Consider the following 19,628-nt stretch of genomic DNA (forward strand, 5'->3'; position numbering starts at 1 on the left):
CGATGGCACGGGAGCCGGTTTTCGATGCCCTGGCCGGGCTGGTGCACACGGTGTTCTTCCTGCAGGGTGTGCGCATCGATATCGGCGGCCAGGAAAACATCCCGCGCGAGGGCGGTGCCGTATTGGCGGTGAACCACACCTCCTACCTGGACTTCATGGAAGTCGGTGTCGTGGGACGCCGGTCGGGCCGCAATGTGCGGTACATGATGAAAGCCGAACTCGAGCACGGCGTCGTGGGTTTCCTGATGAAGCACTGCAAGGCGATCGGCGTCGACCGGACGGCGGGCGCGGAATCGTTCGGCCGGGCCGTAGCGGCCCTGCGGGCGGGTGAACTGGTCGTGGTCTACCCGGAGGCCACCATCAGCCGCAGCTTCGAGCTGAAGGAATTCAAATCGGGCGCAGCCCGGATGGCGCTGGAGTCGGGGGCACCGATCGTGCCGCTCGCCATCTGGGGTGCCCACCGGATCTGGACCAAGGGTTTCCCGAAACGATTGGGCCGCCACAATTTCCCGGTTCAGATCCGTATCGGCGAACCGCTGGCCGCCACGGGCTCGGTCGACGAAGTGACCACCACACTGCGCGGGCGGATGAGTGAACTCCTGACGGCGGCGCAGGAGGGCTACCCGATGCCCGCGGGGCAACCGTGGGTCCCGGCTCGGTTGGGCGGGAGCGCGCCCACGATGGAACAGGCGGCGGTTCTGGAAGCCGAGGAGTACGCGCGCAGGCGGATTCAACGCCCCTGAAATGGCGACTCGACGCTAGCCGGGACGCGGGTCACACAGGGACGGTCCCCTTCACCAAACAGCCGCGGTCTCTCGGTGCCGAGTTCAGCGAGGCTTACAAAGGTCGAGTCCCGTCCCGCCCTTGACCGGAAGTGGTCAACAGTCGGCATTCCGCGAACGGTCGGCCGCACTTCGCATGCGCGAAGCGCGAGACTCGGGCGCGCAGCGGCGGGGGCCTCAGGGCCTCGACGCCGCCGGTGGCGCCGAAACAGCACCTTTGCGAGTGTTGGCCCGGGTCTTCGCCTTCGGGAGTGAGCCCGGCATCGCCACAGGGCCGGCCCTTCACACTTTTGACGGGGCCGCGGCCCACACCCACACCTCCGCAAACCAGCCCACCAACCGAGGCTGGGAGATGTGCCTTGCTCGTGAAGGTGCGGTGTTTTTGGCGCCGCCTGCGGCGTCGCGGGGTTGAGGCCCCCTCGGTCTCGCCGTTCGGGCCTCGAGACTCGCGCCTTCGGCGCATGCGCTTTCGAGGCCTGAACGGCGAGACGGGCCTCAACCCTTCGAGGTGTCTCGTAAGACTCGACGCATGCGGTTGCGGCGGCATTCGACGGCCGGATCGGTATGTGGACCGGTTCGTGAGGGGGTGCTATCGGCTTGCTTTTCGTCTGCCGCACGACGCCGAGGTGATGTCCAGCCGCGGGTCCGGCCTCGCCTCATATCTTCTGGGAAAACCAGACCGATGGCCTCACCTGGCCTGTTGACAAAATACCCTAGGGGGGTACCGTAACCACAGGAGCGGCGGGATCGAGAAAGCCGCATGAGCCTCCACGGAAACGGAGCATCGAATGAATACGCCGACCAAGTTCGCGGGGTTCGCGCTCGGCCTCGTCGCGTTGTTCGGGGTCGCGCTGGGCGCCGGCGCCCTCGCCGGAACCGACGACAGCGAACCGGAAACCCACGAAGTCAGAGCCGACAAACCGGCCACGAACACCGGACCCGGCGGGCTGGCCAGCAGCGACGGCGGATACACCCTGGTCCTGGCCGACCCGATCACCACCGCGACCCGCGAAGCGACTCTGCGTTTCCGGATCGAGGACAGCACCGGCCGCCCGGTGACGCGCTATACGCCGAACCACGAGAAGGACCTGCATCTCATCCTGGTGCGCCGCGATACGGCCGGATACCAGCATCTGCATCCGACGCTCGGGCCGGACGGCACCTGGAGTACCCCGGTCGATCTCACCCGAGCCGGTGACCAGCGGGTATTCGCCGATTTCGTCACCGCCGACGGGCAGCCGTTCACGCTCGGCGCCGACCTTCGGGTCGCCGGGCGGTACACACCGCAACCGCTACCGGCCACCGGCACCACCGCCACGGTGGACGGCTACACCGTGAACATGAACGGTGCCGTCACTCCCGCAAGCACCACCGACGTGACGTTCACGGTGACCCGCGCGGGGAAACCGGTCACGGACCTGCAGCCCTATCTGGGGGCGTACGGTCATCTCGTGGCGCTGCGTGCCGCCGACCTCGGCTATCTACACGTCCATCCGGCCGGTCACCCGGGCGACGGGAATACCGCGGCCGGACCAGGCGTAACCTTCGCAGTGACGGCGCCCGGCACGGGCGACTACCGGCTGTTCTTCGAGTTCCGCCACAACGGAACCGTGCACCGAGCCGAGTTCACCGTGCCCGTCGCGGAAACTGCCGGCGACCCGACCGGTCATACCCCGACCGGCACGCAGACCGCCCCAGAACCCACCGGACACGGCCATGGGCACTGAGCCCCGGCCAACGGAGCCAACGATGAGCACACAGACTTCACCGGCCAGCGCACCGGCCGATAACGCGACCGCGCCGACCGCCCAGGTCGAGCTGGTGATCGGCGGGATGACCTGCGCGTCCTGCGCCAATCGCATCGAGAAGAAACTGAACCGGCTCGACGGCGTCACCGCGACGGTCAACTACGCCACCGAGAAGGCCCGGGTGCACTATCCGGATACCCTCGCCCCGGACGAGCTGGTCGCCGTGGTCGAACAGGCGGGTTACACCGCGAGCCTGCCGAAACCGCCCGCCGCGGTACCCGAGGCCACCGAACCGTCCGATCCCGCCGACCTGCTGCGCACCCGGCTGCTGGTCTCGCTGGTGCTGACCGTGCCGGTGATCGCCATGGCGATGATCCCCGCGTGGCAGTTCACCAACTGGCAGTGGCTGTCGCTGACGCTGGCCGCACCGGTCGTGGTGTGGGGCGCGCTCCCGTTCCACCGGGCGGCCTGGACGAATCTGCGCCACGCCACCGCGACCATGGACACCCTGGTCTCGCTCGGCACCCTGGCCGCGTTCGGCTGGTCGATCTACGCACTGTTCTGGGGAACCGCGGGTACCCCCGGGATGACGCACCCCTTCGAATTCACGATCACCCGGATGGACGGCACCGGCAGCATCTATCTGGAAGCCGCGGCCGGAGTCACCACCTTCATCCTGGCCGGCCGGTATTTCGAGGCGCGGTCCAAGCGCCGGGCGGGCGCGGCGCTGCGGGCGCTGCTGGAACTCGGCGCCAAAGAGGTCTCGGTGCTGCGCAAGACCGGCCAGGACGAATGGACCGAACAGCGGATACCGGTCGACGAGCTGTCCGTCGGCGACCGGTTCGTGGTGCGGCCGGGTGAGAAGATCGCGACGGACGGCGTGATCGTGGACGGTGCGTCGGCGGTCGATGTCTCGATGCTGACGGGTGAATCCGTGCCCATGGAAGTAGGGCCCGACGATACGGTCACCGGTGCCACGGTGAACGTGGGCGGCCGGATCACCGTGCGCGCCACCCGGGTCGGCTCGGATACTCAGCTCGCCCAGATGGCGAAACTGGTCGAGGACGCGCAGACCGGGAAGGCGCAGGCGCAGCGCCTGGCCGACCGGATCTCCGGAGTCTTCGTGCCGATCGTCATCGCGCTCGCGGTCGCGACCCTCGGATTCTGGCTCGGCACCGGCGGTTCGGTGGCGGCCGCTTTCACGGCCGCGGTGGCCGTACTGATCATCGCGTGCCCGTGCGCGCTGGGACTGGCCACCCCGACCGCGCTGATGGTCGGCACCGGACGCGGCGCCCAGCTCGGCATCCTGATCAAGGGACCGGAGGTGCTGGAATCCACCCGGCAGGTGGATACGGTCGTACTGGACAAGACCGGCACCGTGACCACTGGCCGGATGGCGCTGCTGGACGTTGTCACCGCGGCGGGCGAGGACACCGACGAGGTGCTGCGGCTGGCGGGATCGCTGGAGGACTCCTCGGAGCATCCGATCGCCCGGGCCATCGCCGAGGGTGCCCGCGAGCGGACCACCGGACTGTCCCCTGTCGAGAGTTTCCGCAACAGTGCCGGACTCGGCGTGGAGGGCGTCGTGGAGGGCCACGCGGTGATCGTCGGCCGCCCGGCGCTGCTCGCGGATTACGCACTGCACCTGGACGAATCGTTACAGGAGGCGATGCGAGCGGCCGAAAGTCTGGGCCGCACCGCGGTGGCGGTCGGCTGGGACGGTCGCGCCCGCGGGGTGCTGGTGGTCGCCGATACGGTGAAACCCACCTCCGCCGAAGCGATCTCCCGGCTACGTGACCTGGGTCTGACCCCGATCATGCTCACCGGCGACAACGCCACCGCGGCGGCCGCCATCGCCGAGCAGGTCGGGATCGGCGAGGTGATCGCGGAAGTGCTACCGCAGGACAAGGTCGCGGTGATCGAACGCTTGCAGCGGGAGGGCAAACGTGTCGCCATGGTCGGTGACGGTGTGAACGACGCCGCCGCGCTCGCTCGCGCCGATCTGGGTCTGGCCATCGGCACCGGCACCGATATCGCCATCGAGGCCGCCGATCTCACCCTGGTCCGGGGCGATCTCACCGCCGCTCCCGACGCCATCCGGCTGGCGCGCCGCACCCTCGGCACGATCAAGGGCAATCTGTTCTGGGCCTTCGGTTACAACGTCGCGATGATCCCGCTGGCCATGGCCGGTCTGCTCAACCCGATGCTGGCCGGTGCCGCTATGGCGTTCTCCTCGGTGTTCGTGGTCAGCAACAGTCTGCGACTGCGAAGCTTCCGTCCGACGCACTGAGCGCACGCAGGCACTGCGCCGGGCTCCGGGCATCCGGAGCCCGGCGCGGCCGTTCAGCCCACCTGTTCCCGTTCGCTCGCCACTGGGGCCCGGGCCGCGACGACCACCGCTGCCAGGGTCAGCACACAACCGAGCAGTTTCACCGCGGACAGTTCCGCGCCGGTGGGCAACGCCCAGTCCAGGACGAGCGAGCACGTCAGCTGGCCCGCCACCGTGCTCAACCCCATCAGCAGCACCCCCACCCACCGCACCACCAGCACCCCGGCGGCGATGAACAGCACGCCGATCACCCCACCCAGGTACAGCCACGGTTGGCGCGGGAATTCGGCCGGTGGTCCGACCCGGGCCACCACCAGCGCTTCCACGATCAGCAGGCCCACCAGTCCGACGGCGAAGTTGATCACCGTGGCCGCGAAAGGACTACCTGTCGTACCGATCCGGCCGTTCCACGCCTGCTGCCAGGCCAGCCCGATCCCGGCCGCCGCGGGCAGCGCCAGCAGCACCGGCCCGGGTACACCTTCGAGCCAGGACGACGTACGCAGCGATAGCGGCGCCGAGCCGCCGGAACCGGCCAGCAATACCGCGGCCACGGCCAATACGGCGCCACCGAGGCGAGCCACGGTGACCGGGGTGCGGCCGCCCGGTCCGACGCCGAGCCGGTCCACGAGCAGACTGCTCAGCAACTGACCGGATACCGCCGCGACGGTGAACGCGGTGACTCCGAGCGCGGCGACGGTCAACGACTGGCTCGCCACGAACAGGGCGCCGAAGAGCCCGCCGAGCAACTGCCAGTGGCGGAGTTCACCCGCGGCGAGCGCTGCGCGAACTTCCCGCAGACCCGCGCGGAGCCGGGAACTGAGCAGCACCGCGACGACCAGTACCAGGAACCCGCTGCCGAAACTCACCACCGCCGCGGCGATACCGTCTTGCAGGCGCACCCCCAGCTCCCCGTTGATCCGTCCTTGGACGGCGACCCCGGCTCCGATCAACAGCCCGAAACCCAGACCCGAACGCCGCGAAACCATGACCGAACCCTACCGATGGAGTCGTTGCACCCGGTCTGCCGAAACTCGAAGGCCGTGCCGCCTCGGGTGTTCACGTATCCGGATCGACCTCGGGTTCCGGCCGTGGCGGCAGCCAGAACGGGGTCAAACCGGCCAGAGCGACGAGGGCGATCCCGAGCAGCGCGATCGTGGAGGAGACCGACAACCACACCGTGGCCAGTGCGACGAATCCGAAAACGGCCAGGGATACCAGTTCCTCCAGCAGCCCGGACACCGACATCACCGTAGCCCGTGCGGGACCACTGATGGCGTCCTGCAGCCGGGCCTCGGCCACGATCGACACGTTGTACACCACTCCGTAGGCGGCGGCGATCGCGGCGAACCCCAGCCCGGTGCACACGTAGACCGCACCCGGCCAGCGCACCGCGAGACCGGCCACGAGTGCGCCGGCCCCGAACAGCACACCGGCCACTCCCAGCGCCCGGGCAAGGGTGTGCGCGGACACCGCCTCGGTACGACCGGCCAGCAGCGAACCGAGCAGCGAGCCGAGTACGGTCACGCCCACCAGAACAGGTACGAACGCAGTGGCCGCACCCGATTCCCCGGCGACCAAGCCGAAGTACTCGTCGAAGGCGGTGATCCCGTAGAGCAGTGCACCGAGCACCACGCCGCGCCGCACCATCCGGACTCGCACGGCCTCGGCGACTCCGGTACGCAGCATCCACAGATAGCGGCGCAGCGTTCCCTGTTCGCTCCCGGCCGGCGCATCGGCCGCGGCCCCCGGTCCGGTGGTCGCCGGTCGCGGGCTCGGCGTGATGACCACCGGGGTCGTGGCCACAGCGGGCACGGTATCGGCATCCATATCGTCGAATTCACCCACTTCGGCAGCCGAAACGGATTTCGGCGCCGCGGGCAGGCTCGCCGCCAGCGCGGTGTGCACCGCGGCGCACCCCACACTGACCCAGCCCACCAGCTCGTAGCCGCCCCACAGATACAGCGGGGTGGCGGCCAGGATCGCGATCACCGCACTCGACTCGCTCGCCGAGCGGGTGTAACCGATCACCCGGGCATAGGACCGGGCCTCGCCGTGGGCGGCGAGCTCGTCGTAGACCAGGGCCTCGAAAGTTCCGGATCGCAGCGAACTCGCCACACCCCACAGCACGAACCCGAGCGCGAATCCCGTAAAGGACGGCGCCACCGTCCACACCACGAAACCGGACGCCATCAACAGGCCGTTCAGGATCAGCAAACCGCGGCGTGACACGGTATCGGCCCAAGCGCCCGAAGGAACCTCGAACAGGAACGCGGTCACCGACCAGAAAGCGAGCAGCAACGAGATCTGCCCGGGTCCGAAGCCGTGGTCGGCGAAGAGGAGCGCGTACAGCGCGTAGTAGGGAACCAGGTCACCGGTGGCAGCGAACAGGGTCGCTCGCAGGGCGAGCGCGCGTAGTCCTGACTCCCGGCCGGAACCCGTGGACCCGACTCAACAGTGGTAGAAGACCAATCGCATAGCGATCAGCATCCGCGCCGCGCGACGACGGGTCAAGCAATTTTCCGTGCGGACCGCAGGCGTCGCCGGCTACCGGCCGGTGGCCCGCGGGCTCACAGTGGTACCCAGCCGTTCTCGTCGGCCGGGGCGTCGCCCAGCGCGCGGGGGTGCAGCGAGCCCAGACTGTTCATATCGCCGATCAGATCGGCCACCGGATGCGAATCGCTGTAGTGGTAGCCCTGGGCCAGCGCGAAACCCAGTTCGGTCAGCACGGCGGCCTGATGTTCGGTTTCCACACCCTCGGCGATGACCTGCAGATCCAGCGATTTGCTGAGGGCCGCGATCACCCCGAGCAGCGGCGGCGCGGGCGAATCGGAGCGGATGGCGGCCACGAACGACTGGTCGACCTTGATGATATCGCTGGGCAGAGTGGCCAACCGGCTCAGCGACGAGTACCCGGTACCGAAATCGTCGATGGCGATACGCACACCCCGGTCGCGCAGGGCGTGCAAGTTCGCTATGGCCGTATCCGATTCGGCGGCCAGTTCGGTCTCGGTCACCTCGAGCACCAATTGGCCCGCGGGCCAGCCGGTGCTCTCCAGAATCCCGGCCACCTTGTCCGCGTATCCCGATTCCGCCAGCTCCAGACCGCTCACGTTCACGTTCAGGGTCAGCTCGAGTGCGGCGAAGGTGTCCTGCAACTGCGCGGCATCGGCACATGCTCGCCGCAGTACCAGTTCGTCCAGGTCGGCTATGAGGTCGTATTCCTCGGCGACGCGGATGAGTCCCTCGGTGGTGACATCGGGTTGCGCGCTGGACGACCAGCGGAGCAGGGCTTCCACACCCACGGCCTTCTCCCCGCCGTCGCCCAGGCTGACGATCGGCTGGTAGTGCACATCCAGGCTGCCGTTATCGATGGCTTCGCGCAGTTCCTCCGCCAGCGGCGTACGGTGCCCGGACTCCAGCACCGTCCGGTTGCGCCCTGACTGTTTGGCCCGATACAGACCCACATCGGCCCGGCTGACCAGCAGCGACGCCGATTCACCCGACTGCCAGGACGTGACACCGGCCGAACATCCGGTACTGACCGCGGCGCGTAGTTCCTCGGTGAGCAGGATCGCGGCCTGTTCGGTGGTGTTGGGCAGCAGCGCCGCGAACACGTCACCGCCGTAGCGGGCCAGGCGCTGCTCGGGCCCCAGCAGGGCGGCCCACGTATCCGCGACCTTCTGCAGCACCGCGTCACCGGCACGGTGGCCGAGATGATCGTTGACCTTCTGGAAGCGGTCCAGATCGACCAGCACCAGCGCCAGCGCCTGCCCGGAACGGTCGGCCTGTTCGAGCGCGGTGTTGAGCGCACGATCGAAACCGCGGCGGTTCAGCAGCCCGGTGAGAGTGTCGATATCGGCTTCCGACGCCATCCGGGTGAGGATGCCCACCACCACCCCGACGCCGAAGGTGATACCCGCCGGGATGACACCGGCCCACCACGGCAACCCGGCACGGGTCGGCAGCACCCACAGGCACAGCGCCATACACAGCGCGATATGGGCCGCCGCCTGCGTCCAGGCGAAGAACAGCGCGGCGTCGCAGGCCACGAAAACATAGAAGGAAGCGAGGGTGATCGCCGCGACGGTATTCGGGAAGGAGTGCACGGCGACAGTCACCAGAACCGTCGCCAGCACGACATAGACATGGTGCAGCCAATGCGGCATCCGGCGACCCCACCCGAGCAGGCTTATCCCCAGCAACAGGGCGACCGCCGCGGCCGAACCGACCAGCATCCGGTTGCCCTCGTCGCCCGAGTACAGCACCTGGGTGGGCGCGACGGCGGTCACCAGCAGACCGAGCACACCACCCATGACATAGAAGGCCCCGGTGGTCCTGGACATGACCATGGCAGTTGCTACACCAGACGCGGCCCGTACCCGCGTTCGGGTATCGCCGCGAGACCCGCTTCCTCGCACGATGAACAGCCTAAACAACTGATCAGCTCACCGGCGACCCAACCGGGGATATCGAGTACCCCGATTTCTCGCCAATGAACCTCATCAGCCGGGCAGAGTCAGTAGCTCGGTACCGACAAACGGCACCAGAGCTGCGGGAACGCGTACCGAACCGTCGGCCTGCTGATGATTCTCCAGCAGCGCCACCAGCCATCGGGTGGTGGCGAGCGTCCCGTTGAGAGTCGCGGCGATCTGCGGCTTACCGTTCTCGTCTCGATAGCGGACCGATAGCCTGCGCGCCTGGAAGGTCGTGCAGTTCGAGGTCGAACTGAGCTCGCGGTAAGTGCCCTGGCTGGGGACCCACGCCTCGCAGTCGAACTTCCGGGCGGCCGAACTGCCCAGATCACCGCCCGCGACGTCGATGATCCGATAGGGCACGTCCAGGGCCGCGAGCATCTCCCGCTCCCAGGCGAGCAACCGCTGATGCTCGGCGTCGGCATCCTCGGGACGCGTGTAGACGAACATCTCGACCTTGTCGAACTGGTGCACCCGGATGATGCCGCGGGTGTCCTTGCCGTAGCTACCGGCCTCGCGCCGGAAACACGACGACCAGCCCGCGTAGCGCTTGGCGCCCGCATCGAGGTCGAGGATCTCGCCGGCGTGATAGCCGGCCAGCGGCACCTCGGAGGTACCGACCAGATACAGATCGTCCTCCTCCAGGTGGTACACCTCGGCCGAATGCTGCCCCAGGAAACCGGTCCCCGCCATGATCTCGGGCCGGACCAGCACCGGCGGGATCATCATGGTGAAGCCGTTGGCCACCGCCCGCTGCGCCGCCAGCTGCAATAGGCCCAGTTGCAGCAGGGCGCCGTAGCCGGTGAGGAAATAGAACCGCGAACCGGAGACCTTCGCCCCGCGCTCCATATCCATCAGCCCCAGCGCCTCACCCAATTCCAGGTGATCGCGCGGCGTGAAATCGAATTCGGGTAGCTCGCCGACGGTCTCGAGCAGGACGAAATCGTCCTCCCCACCCGCGGGCGTGCCGTCCTGGACGATATTGGAGATCGCCCGGTGCGCGTCCTGCAGTTCGGCCTCGGCGGCGTGCTGCGCGGTCTCGGCTTCCTTGACCCGGACCGACATCTCCTGCGCCTGCGCCAGCAGGGCCGGGCGGTCCTCCTTACTCGCCTTACCGACCTGCTTACCCATGGCCTTGTGCTCGGCGCGCAACTTGTCGGCGGTCGCGATAGCGGATCGGCGCGCGATATCGGCCGTGAGCAGCGCGTCGACGAGGGCCGGGTTCTCGCCCCGGGCTCGCTGCGAGGCGCGGACCAGCTCGGGATCATCGCGCAGGAGGCGGAGGTCGATCATGGCTGACCAGCGTAATGGTCGCGGATTCTGCGCCTCAACCGAGTATCGCCCCCGCCCGGCGTGGACCCGGCTCTCGCGACACACACGCCATATCGATCGGCCGGGTTCGTGGCATGTTCGGGTACTGCGCTGCCATGATGGACCGCGATGTCCTCCGAAACTGAGCCCACCAACCGGCGCGGCCCCCGCGGCGCCCAATCGTTGCGCTCGCGTGCCGCCCGTCCGGGCCGCGGTCGCAGGACCGATTCCGCGCGGCGGCGGTCCGACGGTCCGGCATCCGACACCCCGGGCCGGGGTTCGGCGGCCGAGCAGCGCCGGGCCCGCTCCCGGACGCCGGGCACGTCCCGCCGGCCCGGTGGTAAACCGCGGCGGATCCCGGCGCCCAGGTTGCGCTGGGGGTTGCTCGCGGTGGCCGTGGGTGCGGTGGTCGCGGCACTGGGCACCATGCTGGTGAGCGGATTCGACAACGATTCCAATCTGCAGGCCCGCGGCCCGGGCGGTTCGGTGGCCAAGGCCGACAAAGTGTTCGCCTCGGTCGGCACGGGTGACTGCCTCACCTGGACCAGACCCGACCATTCCGATCTGGTCGAACTCGATTGCGCCGACGACCATCTCTTCGAGGTCACCGAGACCATCGATCTGAGCGTGTACCCCGGGTCCGAATTCGGCCCCGACGCGCCGTGGCCCGATTCCCTGCGACTCACCGAACTCCGCGAGGAGCACTGCGAACCCGCCGCCGAGCGGTATCTGAACGGGAAACTCGATCCGCGCGGCCGCTACGCCGTCGGGCTGATGTACCCGAGCAACGACGGCTGGCTCAAATCCGGCGACCGTATCCTGCGCTGCGGGCTGCAGGTTCCGGGGCTCAGCGGCAACCCCGTCGCCACCACCGGCCGGGTGGCCGACGGCGATCAGTCCAAGGTCTACGAACCGGGAGTCTGCCTCGGTATCAGCCAGAATCTGCCGACCGATCCGATCGACTGCGGCCAGGAGCACGCGGTCGAGATCGCGGCCACCGTGGATCTGTCGCAACACTTTCCCGGTGGTCCGCCGGCCAAGCAGGACCAGGACCGGTTCCTGGAAGAAGAGTGTGGCCGACTCACCAACGATTACCTCGGCGGCCCACATGTGCTGCGGGACAAAACCCTCACGGTGTTCTTCGACTTCATCGACGTACGCAGCTGGCTGGCCGGTAGCCGCAACCTCGACTGCATGATCGGAAAGGGCGCCGACCAGGAGGGTTTCGCACCGATCGTGGGCCCGGCACGGGGCCGGCTGCTCATCAACGGCCAGGAACCGGTCCCGCCGCCGAACTCCGGACGTTCCACCCCCAAACCGCTGCCCGGTGCCGCGCCGCTGCCCCCGCAGCCGGAACCGCGTCCGGTGCCCCGGTAACAGAGCGCCTCGATGCCGGTTCACATGTCCGAGGCCCGATTCGAGGAGCTGGTCGGTGATGCGCTGGACCAGATCCCGCCCGAGCTGACCCGCGCCATCGACAATGTGGTGATCCTGATCGAACCTCGTCATCTCGACGAGCCACATCTGCTGGGGCTCTATCACGGGATCGCGCTGACCGAACGCGACAGCCACTACGGCGGCTCGCTCCCCGACACCATCACCATCTACCGGGACACCCTGCTCGAAGTGTGCGCCGACGAGACCGAGGTGGTCGAAGAAGTACGGATCACCGTGATCCACGAAATCGCACACTATTTCGGGATTGACGAAGAGCGTCTCCATCAGCTGGGATGGGGTTAAGCTCAGTCTGGTCCACGCAACCAGCCGGCAGGGGATGCAAGGGCGGGGCTGGGCCGAAGAAGTTCTGGATTCGATGGAACCGCTAGCGGGGGTATCGCGTCCGATCTACTCGTAGGGGGAATTCTCGTGGTTCCGCCCAAGAGCCGCCACCAGAAGGAGTCGAGGACATGATTGGCAATGTCGATGTCACACCGGAGCTCATCCTTGCCGCTGCGGTGGAGCTGGACCTGCTTGCCGACCGATTGTCGGGGGTAGCCGCAGTCACCGTACCCACCACCTACGTCGTGCCGTCCGGCGCCGACGAAGCCTCGATACACGGTGCGATGCATATGAACAAAGCCGCCGCCACCCATCAGACCTCGCTCGCCCAGGCCGTCCTCGAACTGCACCACACCGCCGCGATCCTGCGCACCCAGCTGGCCCAGTACCTGGTCCAGGACGCGTCCTCGGCGGGTGTTCTGGCGCTCACCGGTGCGCCGTTCGGGTCGATCGCCGTATAGCCGGTCGCGACGCGGACCGGCGCCGAGGAGCAGAGCACGGTGACCACGACGAATATGCGGCGAGACCGCCGATTCACCATCGATAGTTCACAAGGGGAGAAACAAGCATGACCGCAGGTATCACCGGGGTGTTCTGGCTGCCCAGACTCGCCGAGGGGAATTCGATCGCGCTCAACGCGGGCTCGCACGCTATTCCGATGAGCGCGGCCGCGGGCGCATGGGGTGGACTCACCGGCGCCTGGGTGGACGCCACGGCCACTGTCGTCCGAGTGATGGCCGAACTCGGCGTCGGTATGCAGAGCATCAACGGTATCGGTGCCCTCGCACGGCTGGTCGGGTTCACCGGATGGGCCGAGCAGCAGGGCACCATGGCCGCCGCCCTCGGCACCAAGGCCGCCTCGCAGGCCACCGCCTATACCGTCGCCTCGATCGCCATGCCGAGCCTGCCCGAGATCATCGCGGTGAACACCGCTCGCGCGGCGGCGCATTCCACCGGCGGTGTCCTGAACGGCACCTCCGAGATCGCGGAGGCCGCCAAAGTCGCACTGGATCTGCGTGCCGCGCTCACCATGGAGACCTACGAGGCGGCTGTCACCGCCACCGTGCTCACACCCGGTGAGTTCTTCACTCCGCCGCCGATCGCCAACGGCGCCGGCCGGGTCGATTCCTCCGCCGCCGACGACGCTATGAAGGAAGCCAACGGCGATCCGGCGAAGATGCTGGCCGCGGCCGGAACCGCGCTCGCGCAGAACCCCGGATTGGCCAGCGCCGCAACACAGGCGGCGAATGTGGCCGGCTCGGTGGCGAGCACCGGTGTCACCACCGTCGGAAATCTCGGCGCCAACGCCCTCGTCGCGGCGACCAGCTCCGCCCCGGCACCGGCCGCCATGGCGCCTCTGGCGCCCTCGATGGTGACCGGGGCCGTCGCGGCCACCACCGCGGCCACCACCCGTGCGGGCGGTATGCCCAGTGCTTCGGCGCTCGGCCTGAACAACGGCGGCCTGAAAGTGCCCGAGGGCTGGGGCGGCCCGGCCGCGAATGCCACTGCCCCGGCGACCGAGAGCATCGCGGTGGCACGCGGTGAAACCGCACCGGTTCGCCCGGTCGGCACCGGCTCGTCCTCGAGCCCGCTGCTGGGTAACTCGCGCGGCACTGCCGGCGAGGACGATCAGGAACACGACGGTGCCGAGTACCTGCGCGGTGACCATTTCGCCGACGGTCGCTTCATCGCGGACGGCGTGATCGGCGGCGAACCGCCACGAGCGGACAAGTGACAGTGCTGGGTGCAGGGCGCGGACCGTCGACACTCGCGGCGGTCACGCTGTCCCTCGACGAAATGCAGTATCTCCTGGAGGCGCTGGAGATCGACGAGGTACCCGTCGTACTCGACGCGCGAGGTCGCTACGACAACCAGGTCGACCACGACGCCGCGATGGATGCCGCGGCTCGATCGCTCACCGACCGGGATCTGCTGGAGGGCGAGCGAATCCATCCGGAGCTGGAGGATCGCCTACGCGGCCTGTACCGGCCGCACTGGGTGGTCGCGCTGCGGCTGTTCGTCGCGGGGCAAGCGAGCCGGATGTGCCTGGCGAAGGGTGACGATCTCGTGACCGTCGCCCTCCGCGGCCCGGAGTCCTTCGTGATCGACGAGGCGGGCGAGGATCTGCCCGGCCCCGTCATCATGGCGCTCGGCCCGGCCGAGCCGCTGGAACTCACCGGGATGAACGCGCCCACCGAACAGCTGGTGCCGATTTTCGACGACCCGGGTGATCCGGCGGCCACCGCGGCCCGGCTGGCCGAGGTCGGCAATCCCCCGCGGGACGCGCAGGCGATCGCCTCGGCGATGGCGCACTGCGAATCGCACGCGGAGATCGTCGGCGTGGTGTACGGCGATGCCAGCCGTGATATCGCGGAAAACCATATCGCCGTATTCGATACCCGGGCGGGCCGTTTCATCGCGACGGCCAGCGTGGCCGACGACGGCACGAAATGGACCTCGTTCAGCAGCGGTACCGACGCCCGGCTCCGGATCGCACTGCAGGATCTGATCCAGTCGCTGCCCGAACGCGCCGCGTTCCCGCGGCACCCGAAACTCGTCTGACGGGCCCTCAGCCCATCGGATCGTCAGCGCCGGCTTCGGCCTGCACACCGAACGGCGGGGTGAAGTGGCCCCAGCGGACACATTCCCAGCCGCCGTCCGGCAGCGGGACGAGTTCGATCGTTTCGGTGTTGTCCAGATGGTTGTTGGTGGTGAACGGTGGCGCCACCCCGGCCAGGTATCTACCGACCAACCGCATGGCGGCACCGTGAGTGACAACGAGCACATCCCCGCTGTCGCTGCCGTCCAGGAACTCGGCCCGAATGCCGGTAACAGCGGGGACGAAGCGGTCCAGCACATCCTGTCCGGATTCACCGCCGTCGATACGTTCGTTCAGTCGGCCCTCGTGCCACAGGCGGTATACCGCCTGGAACCGGTCGTGGGCCTCCTGACTGTTCGACCCGTCCAGATCACCCACCTGGACCTCGTGGACGTGGTCGCGCGGTATCGCGATCACTCCGGTCGCCGCCTCGATATACCCGGCCGTCTGCCGGGCGCGTAGCGCTTGCGAATGCAAGAGTGCCTGCGGCGGGGTGTGCAGGCCCGAACCGAATGCCTTGGCCTGCGCCGCGCCGCGTTCGGTCAGCGGGAGGCCGGGAAGTTTGGTGTCCAGAATCTTGGCGACATTGCCTTCGGTCTCGCCGTGCCGCACCAGGATCAGCTTCGCAGTCATAGCGCCTCCTTCGAAGCCGGTACATGCGGCCCGCGGAGGCCGCAGCGAACGCGGAGGTATCGCATCACAGGTCGGCCACCCCTTTGCGAAGTTGTGTCAACCAGAGGGCGGCATCCTCGTCCGACGGCGGCGGGGTGCCGGTCGCCGAGGTGGCCGGCCAGGATCCGAGGAACCGGATCCGCGCGGTGCGGTGGAGCGCCTTGAGCGCCTCGGCCACCGCGGCGTCTTCGATATGGCCGACACAGTCCAGGTAGAAGCGATAGGTGCCCATACCGGTACGGGTCGGCCGGGATTCGATCCGGGTCAGGTCGATTCCGCGGGTCGCGAATTCGGCGAAGGCGCGCATCAGCGAACCGGGCATATTCGGCAGCTCCTCGAGCACTATCGAGGTCCGGTCGGCGCCGGTGGGAGCGGGCGCCACCCGCGGGGCGGTGACCAGTACGAACCGGGTGATCGCCTGCTCGTGGTCGGCGACTCCGGTGGCGAGCGCGACCAACCCGAGCCGCTCCCCGGCCAGAGTGGTGGAGATCCCGGCATCGGCCAGCCCGGCCCCTACATCCTCGGCGGCGGCGGCGTTGGAAATCGAGGTGTGTAGCGTCACCTCGCCCCAGGTGCGCTGCACCCACTGCCGTACCTGCGCGAGCGCGACCGGATAGGCCGCGACTGTTCGCACCGCGTCGATCGCGGTACCCGGTCGCGCGACGATGGTGAAGGTGACCTCCAGTTCGACCTCCGCGATGATCTGCAACCGGGGTCCGATCGCCAGCGAATCCAGGGTCGCCGAAATCGAGCCCTCCACCGAACTCTCGATCGGCACCACGGCCGCAACCACCTCGCCCGCCCGGACCAGTTCCAGGGCAGCGGATTGGCTGGGCGCGGCGATCCGCTCGACGGGCCCGTCGAAGGACCCCGAGTTCTCGAATTCGGCGAGGGCCATCTCGGTGAAAGTTCCGGACGGACCGAAATACGCGATACGCGGCACGTCTACGAGACTACTGGTGCGCACGCCGGGCTCGCCGGTCACCGAATCCGGGAGATCGGGGACAACCGCTCAGCCCCGGGGCCCAGCGGTGTACTGGATCCACGGCCCGCCACCACCACGCGTTTCGCCCGGCGGGTGTGACTACCCGTGCCCCCATCAGCTCAGTGCGGTGCGAAGTGCATTCTCCAGTACCGCGGGTTCGTCGCTCTCGATACCGAGCAACATTTCGCGTACCGCGTCGATCGCGCCGCTGGAGAGCCCTTTCAGGAAGTCGATATCGGGACCGCGCAGCGCGGCGCGAATATCCTCCCCGCACAGCGCCGCCGCGGTGGCGGCGACGATCGCGAGCGCCCGGGCACCGGTTTCGCCGCGCGCGGCGAAACCGTCCGGGCTGTGCGCGACCTCTGCCAGCAGATCGGCGACCCCCTCATCCGAAAGGGCCGGCTCGACCATGCGTTTCCCGGCGAAGGTCCCGGTCGGCACCACCAAGCCGTCGACGAGTCCGCGTTCGATTGCGCGCTTCGGGACGGTCAGTTCGACAAGTACCGGTTGAGATTCACCAGTCACCACACCCCGATCGTAAGCGCCGGCCGGTACCGGCCGACTCGCGCCCGCAACTGCCTCTCCGCACCGATCACGGATGACCGGCCGCGATGCGAGGCCGACGCTCTTGCGCCGCACTCGACTTTAACTTAGCTTAGGTTAACCTAATTACCGCCTGTGAAATCGGGCACGCCCCGCAATGGAGGTACCGATGGCGCCGACCGCCCCCGCACCCGCCCCGTCAACCGCCGAACGAGTCCGCAGCGCCTGCGCGCACGCCGAACAGGCGGTGCTCGCCCTGCCCGGCGCCGACCCGACTCCGGTGTCGGTGCACTTCCTGCGCCAGTGCGGGGATGTGGTGATCGCGGTACCGAACGACAGCGCGGCGGTGTACGCGGCAGGCACGGCCATCGCGGGCGCACCCGCCGTTCTCGAACTCACCGACCACGCCCCACTACCCCTGCGCGAACCGGTTCGGGCCCTGGTCTGGCTACGCGGCTGGGTCCGCGGCGTACCGGCCCGCGCTCAGCGCACACTGGTCACCGCCGTCGCCGAGGAACACCCGCACCCCAGCCTCCTCGATATCGGCCACACCACCACCCTGCTGCGACTGGTCCTGAATTCGGCCGTGGTGGCCGACTCCTCCGGCGCCGAATCGGTCTGCGTCGACGAACTGCGCCTGGCCACCCCCGATCCGTTCTGCGGTATGGAATCGGCCTGGTTACAACACCTCGATGCCGACCATGCCGATGTGGTGGCCCAACTCGCCCGGCACCTGCCGGCGAAACTGCGCCACGGCCGCATCCACCCCCTGGCCATCGACCGCTACGGCCTCACGCTGCGGATCGAGAGCATCGACGGCGACCACGACTTCCGGCTCCCCTTCGCGGCCCCGGCCGAAGATATCGACGCATTGGGACGCGCGGTCCGCACCCTGGCGGGCTGCCCCTTCCTCAACGGCCTCCGCCGCAGCTGAAATACGCCGGACCCCGCCGCAACGGGCGGCCGGATCCGGCGCCGTGCCGCCGGAAAACCCACCACCGGAACCGGGCAAGCATCCGGCCGAGGTGAATACCGCTCTGCGACCCGGCTCCGATGGCAGATGCCGAAAGCCACCACCCGCTGTGTGAGACGGTCCGTGAAGGTAAGAAGGCGGCCGGCTCGTGAAGGTGCTGTGTTCCTGGCGCCGCCTGCGGCGTCGCGGGTCGCCTCGTAAGGCTCGGCGCCGGGAGGATGCGGCGTTTCGTGAAGGCGGCACATGTGAGGTCCGCCGGGCGACCGAGTCGGCGTTCGACCCCCGCATGATCCGGTCGCCGCGCATCCGGACGTATTCCAGGTGTCGACGGGCGATATCACATGCTGAAGTGCTCAGGCGGCGATTCAAGCCCGCGGCGGCTCTGTCTGCCGAAGCACGTACGCACGAACCTTCCGTCTACTCCGGACGGTCCACCTCCGTAGGCGGGGCCCGCCCCGGTTCTGGAGCGACGAAGCGAAGGAGCGCAGCGACTGAGCGAAGGAGTGAAGAACCGGGGTTAACAGGGCCCCGCCCCGCGGCGCCGAAGGCGCCGCAAATAAACACAGCCCGGGGTTAACAGGGCCCCGCCCCCGCGGCGCCGAAGACGACGCAATATACACAGGTAATGCGTGAGAGCAGCCCGGTCGACGACCGGATCCGGGAACAGCGGGGGATCCGGCTCGAAATCCTGGTCGTCCTCGGTGTGACCTTCGGTCTGAGCGGGATGAACGCGGCCCTGTCGCTGCTGGAGAGCGCATTGGCGCCCGGCGGCGTCGGTGAGCGGACCGTCGCACTCAACACCTCACGCACCACCCAGTCGTTCATCGACCTGCTCTTCCAGTTGCTCGGTGTATTGCGGCTCGTGGCCTGGGCGGGCCTGGCCCTCTACCTGCTGTGGCGCAGCGGTATCGGTCCGCGTGCGATCGGTCTGGCGCGGGCCCGCTTCCGGCCCGACTGGTTGCACGGTCTGGCCCTCGCCGCGGTCATCGGGCTGCCGGGGCTCGGGCTGTATCTCGCCGCTCAGGCGGTCGGCGTGAATGTGACAATCGTGCCGGACGCGCTGAGCGATCACTGGTGGCGCATTCCCGCCCTCGTGCTCTCGGCCTGCGCGAATTCGGCCGCCGAGGAGATCGTGGTAGTGGCATACCTGCTGACGCGGCTGCGGGCACTGGGCTGGTCGGACAATTCCGCGCTGGCCGCGTCGGCGCTGCTGCGCGGGAGCTATCACCTGTACCAGGGCTTGGGCGGCGGGCTCGGCAATGTGGTGATGGGGGTGGTTTTCGCCCGGTACTGGCAGCGCACCGGGCGGTTGTGGCCGCTGATCATCGCGCACGCTGTGATCGATATCGTCGCCTATGTCGGATATGGGCTGTTGCACGGCCGGGTGTCCTGGCTGCCCTGATGGGGTAAGCCGTCTATACCGGGGCAGTGTGCT

Annotated in this window: 17 protein-coding genes; 10 read left to right on the plus strand and 7 right to left on the minus strand. The window is 68.4% G+C overall.

Going from position 1 to position 19,628, the window contains the following annotated elements; genetic code table 11:
• Nucleotides 1-2: 2 nt before the first annotated feature.
• The 3 genes from IEY68_RS22205 (at nt 3) to IEY68_RS22215 (ending at nt 4,820) form a co-directional block, all read left to right on the plus strand.
• Nucleotides 3-743 carry a lysophospholipid acyltransferase family protein gene (locus IEY68_RS22205; protein WP_058856591.1) on the plus strand — a complete coding sequence of 247 codons (741 nt, stop codon included), beginning with the start codon at nt 3-5 and terminating at the stop codon, nt 741-743.
• Between the two features lie 827 nt (nt 744-1,570).
• Nucleotides 1,571-2,509: a DUF8832 domain-containing protein gene (locus tag IEY68_RS22210; protein ID WP_058856590.1), complete on the plus strand. Its 939-nt coding sequence runs from the start codon at nt 1,571-1,573 to the stop codon at nt 2,507-2,509.
• A 22-nt stretch (nt 2,510-2,531) separates the two neighbouring features.
• Complete coding sequence (locus tag IEY68_RS22215; RefSeq protein ID WP_062999121.1) at nt 2,532-4,820, plus strand: heavy metal translocating P-type ATPase; 2,289 nt, start codon at nt 2,532-2,534, stop codon at nt 4,818-4,820.
• Nucleotides 4,821-4,873: 53 nt separating this feature from the next.
• Here the strand turns inward: IEY68_RS22215 and IEY68_RS22220 are convergent, their stop codons facing one another.
• The 4 genes from IEY68_RS22220 to serS form a co-directional block, all read right to left on the minus strand.
• Nucleotides 4,874-5,845, minus strand: a complete 972-nt coding sequence (locus tag IEY68_RS22220) for a DMT family transporter (RefSeq protein WP_058856589.1) — start codon at nt 5,843-5,845, stop codon at nt 4,874-4,876.
• Between the two features lie 70 nt (nt 5,846-5,915).
• Nucleotides 5,916-7,259, minus strand: a complete 1,344-nt coding sequence (locus IEY68_RS22225) for an MFS transporter (protein WP_373293001.1) — start codon at nt 7,257-7,259, stop codon at nt 5,916-5,918.
• Between the two features lie 167 nt (nt 7,260-7,426).
• Nucleotides 7,427-9,202, minus strand: a complete 1,776-nt coding sequence (locus IEY68_RS22230; RefSeq protein ID WP_229718923.1) for a putative bifunctional diguanylate cyclase/phosphodiesterase — start codon at nt 9,200-9,202, stop codon at nt 7,427-7,429.
• A 159-nt stretch (nt 9,203-9,361) separates the two neighbouring features.
• Nucleotides 9,362-10,624: a serine--tRNA ligase gene (gene serS / locus IEY68_RS22235; RefSeq protein WP_058856586.1), complete on the minus strand. Its 1,263-nt coding sequence runs from the start codon at nt 10,622-10,624 to the stop codon at nt 9,362-9,364.
• A 147-nt stretch (nt 10,625-10,771) separates the two neighbouring features.
• Between serS and IEY68_RS22240 the strand changes: the two genes are divergently transcribed.
• The 5 genes from IEY68_RS22240 (at nt 10,772) to IEY68_RS22260 (ending at nt 14,983) form a co-directional block, all read left to right on the plus strand.
• On the plus strand, nt 10,772-12,019 hold the full coding sequence (locus IEY68_RS22240; protein WP_082681607.1) for a septum formation family protein: 1,248 nt from the start codon (nt 10,772-10,774) through the stop codon (nt 12,017-12,019).
• 12 nt (nt 12,020-12,031) lie between these two features.
• Nucleotides 12,032-12,382: a metallopeptidase family protein gene (locus tag IEY68_RS22245; RefSeq protein ID WP_058856585.1), complete on the plus strand. Its 351-nt coding sequence runs from the start codon at nt 12,032-12,034 to the stop codon at nt 12,380-12,382.
• A 167-nt stretch (nt 12,383-12,549) separates the two neighbouring features.
• Entirely contained in the window at nt 12,550-12,882 is a 333-nt protein-coding gene (locus IEY68_RS22250; RefSeq protein ID WP_058856584.1) for a PE family protein, read from the plus strand.
• Between the two features lie 107 nt (nt 12,883-12,989).
• The gene (locus IEY68_RS22255; RefSeq protein WP_058856583.1) at nt 12,990-14,156 is read left to right on the plus strand and encodes a PPE domain-containing protein; all 1,167 of its coding nucleotides are present in this window, start codon (nt 12,990-12,992) and stop codon (nt 14,154-14,156) included.
• Nucleotides 14,153-14,983, plus strand: a complete 831-nt coding sequence (locus IEY68_RS22260; RefSeq protein WP_058856582.1) for an ESX secretion-associated protein EspG — start codon at nt 14,153-14,155, stop codon at nt 14,981-14,983. Before IEY68_RS22255 ends, IEY68_RS22260 begins: the two co-directional genes overlap by 4 nt.
• 7 nt (nt 14,984-14,990) lie before the next feature.
• Here IEY68_RS22260 and IEY68_RS22265 read toward each other — a convergent pair whose 3' ends face one another.
• From IEY68_RS22265 to IEY68_RS22275, 3 genes are all read right to left on the minus strand, one after another.
• Complete coding sequence (locus IEY68_RS22265) at nt 14,991-15,653, minus strand: histidine phosphatase family protein (protein WP_058856581.1); 663 nt, start codon at nt 15,651-15,653, stop codon at nt 14,991-14,993.
• 64 nt (nt 15,654-15,717) lie between these two features.
• Complete coding sequence (gene pheA, locus IEY68_RS22270; protein ID WP_058856580.1) at nt 15,718-16,635, minus strand: prephenate dehydratase; 918 nt, start codon at nt 16,633-16,635, stop codon at nt 15,718-15,720.
• Between the two features lie 156 nt (nt 16,636-16,791).
• Nucleotides 16,792-17,205: a hypothetical protein gene (locus tag IEY68_RS22275; RefSeq protein ID WP_063916348.1), complete on the minus strand. Its 414-nt coding sequence runs from the start codon at nt 17,203-17,205 to the stop codon at nt 16,792-16,794.
• Nucleotides 17,206-17,389: 184 nt separating this feature from the next.
• On the opposite strand from IEY68_RS22275, the gene IEY68_RS22280 reads away from it, so the two are divergent.
• Nucleotides 17,390-18,154, plus strand: a complete 765-nt coding sequence (locus tag IEY68_RS22280; protein ID WP_058856605.1) for a DUF2470 domain-containing protein — start codon at nt 17,390-17,392, stop codon at nt 18,152-18,154.
• 664 nt (nt 18,155-18,818) lie between these two features.
• On the plus strand, nt 18,819-19,595 hold the full coding sequence (locus IEY68_RS22285) for a CPBP family intramembrane glutamic endopeptidase (RefSeq protein ID WP_058856579.1): 777 nt from the start codon (nt 18,819-18,821) through the stop codon (nt 19,593-19,595).
• The last annotated feature ends 33 nt before the right edge of the window (nt 19,596-19,628 follow it).

Origin of the sequence: Nocardia jinanensis (assembly GCF_014645735.1) — a bacterium.
Classification (GTDB): domain Bacteria; phylum Actinomycetota; class Actinomycetes; order Mycobacteriales; family Mycobacteriaceae; genus Nocardia; species Nocardia jinanensis.

Excerpts from the sequence above, each read along its gene's own strand:
- IEY68_RS22205 (WP_058856591.1), top strand. The coding sequence starts at position 3 with ATGGCACGGGAGCCGGTTTTCGATGCCCTGGCCGGGCTGGTGCACACG.
- IEY68_RS22210 (WP_058856590.1), top strand. The coding sequence starts at position 1,571 with ATGAATACGCCGACCAAGTTCGCGGGGTTCGCGCTCGGCCTCGTCGCG.
- IEY68_RS22215 (WP_062999121.1), top strand. The coding sequence starts at position 2,532 with ATGAGCACACAGACTTCACCGGCCAGCGCACCGGCCGATAACGCGACC.
- IEY68_RS22220 (WP_058856589.1), bottom strand. The coding sequence starts at position 5,845 with ATGGTTTCGCGGCGTTCGGGTCTGGGTTTCGGGCTGTTGATCGGAGCC.
- IEY68_RS22230 (WP_229718923.1), bottom strand. The coding sequence starts at position 9,202 with ATGTCCAGGACCACCGGGGCCTTCTATGTCATGGGTGGTGTGCTCGGT.
- serS (WP_058856586.1), bottom strand. The coding sequence starts at position 10,624 with ATGATCGACCTCCGCCTCCTGCGCGATGATCCCGAGCTGGTCCGCGCC.
- IEY68_RS22240 (WP_082681607.1), top strand. The coding sequence starts at position 10,772 with ATGTCCTCCGAAACTGAGCCCACCAACCGGCGCGGCCCCCGCGGCGCC.
- IEY68_RS22245 (WP_058856585.1), top strand. The coding sequence starts at position 12,032 with ATGCCGGTTCACATGTCCGAGGCCCGATTCGAGGAGCTGGTCGGTGAT.
- IEY68_RS22250 (WP_058856584.1), top strand. The coding sequence starts at position 12,550 with ATGATTGGCAATGTCGATGTCACACCGGAGCTCATCCTTGCCGCTGCG.
- IEY68_RS22255 (WP_058856583.1), top strand. The coding sequence starts at position 12,990 with ATGACCGCAGGTATCACCGGGGTGTTCTGGCTGCCCAGACTCGCCGAG.
- IEY68_RS22265 (WP_058856581.1), bottom strand. The coding sequence starts at position 15,653 with ATGACTGCGAAGCTGATCCTGGTGCGGCACGGCGAGACCGAAGGCAAT.
- IEY68_RS22280 (WP_058856605.1), top strand. The coding sequence starts at position 17,390 with ATGGCGCCGACCGCCCCCGCACCCGCCCCGTCAACCGCCGAACGAGTC.
- IEY68_RS22285 (WP_058856579.1), top strand. The coding sequence starts at position 18,819 with ATGCGTGAGAGCAGCCCGGTCGACGACCGGATCCGGGAACAGCGGGGG.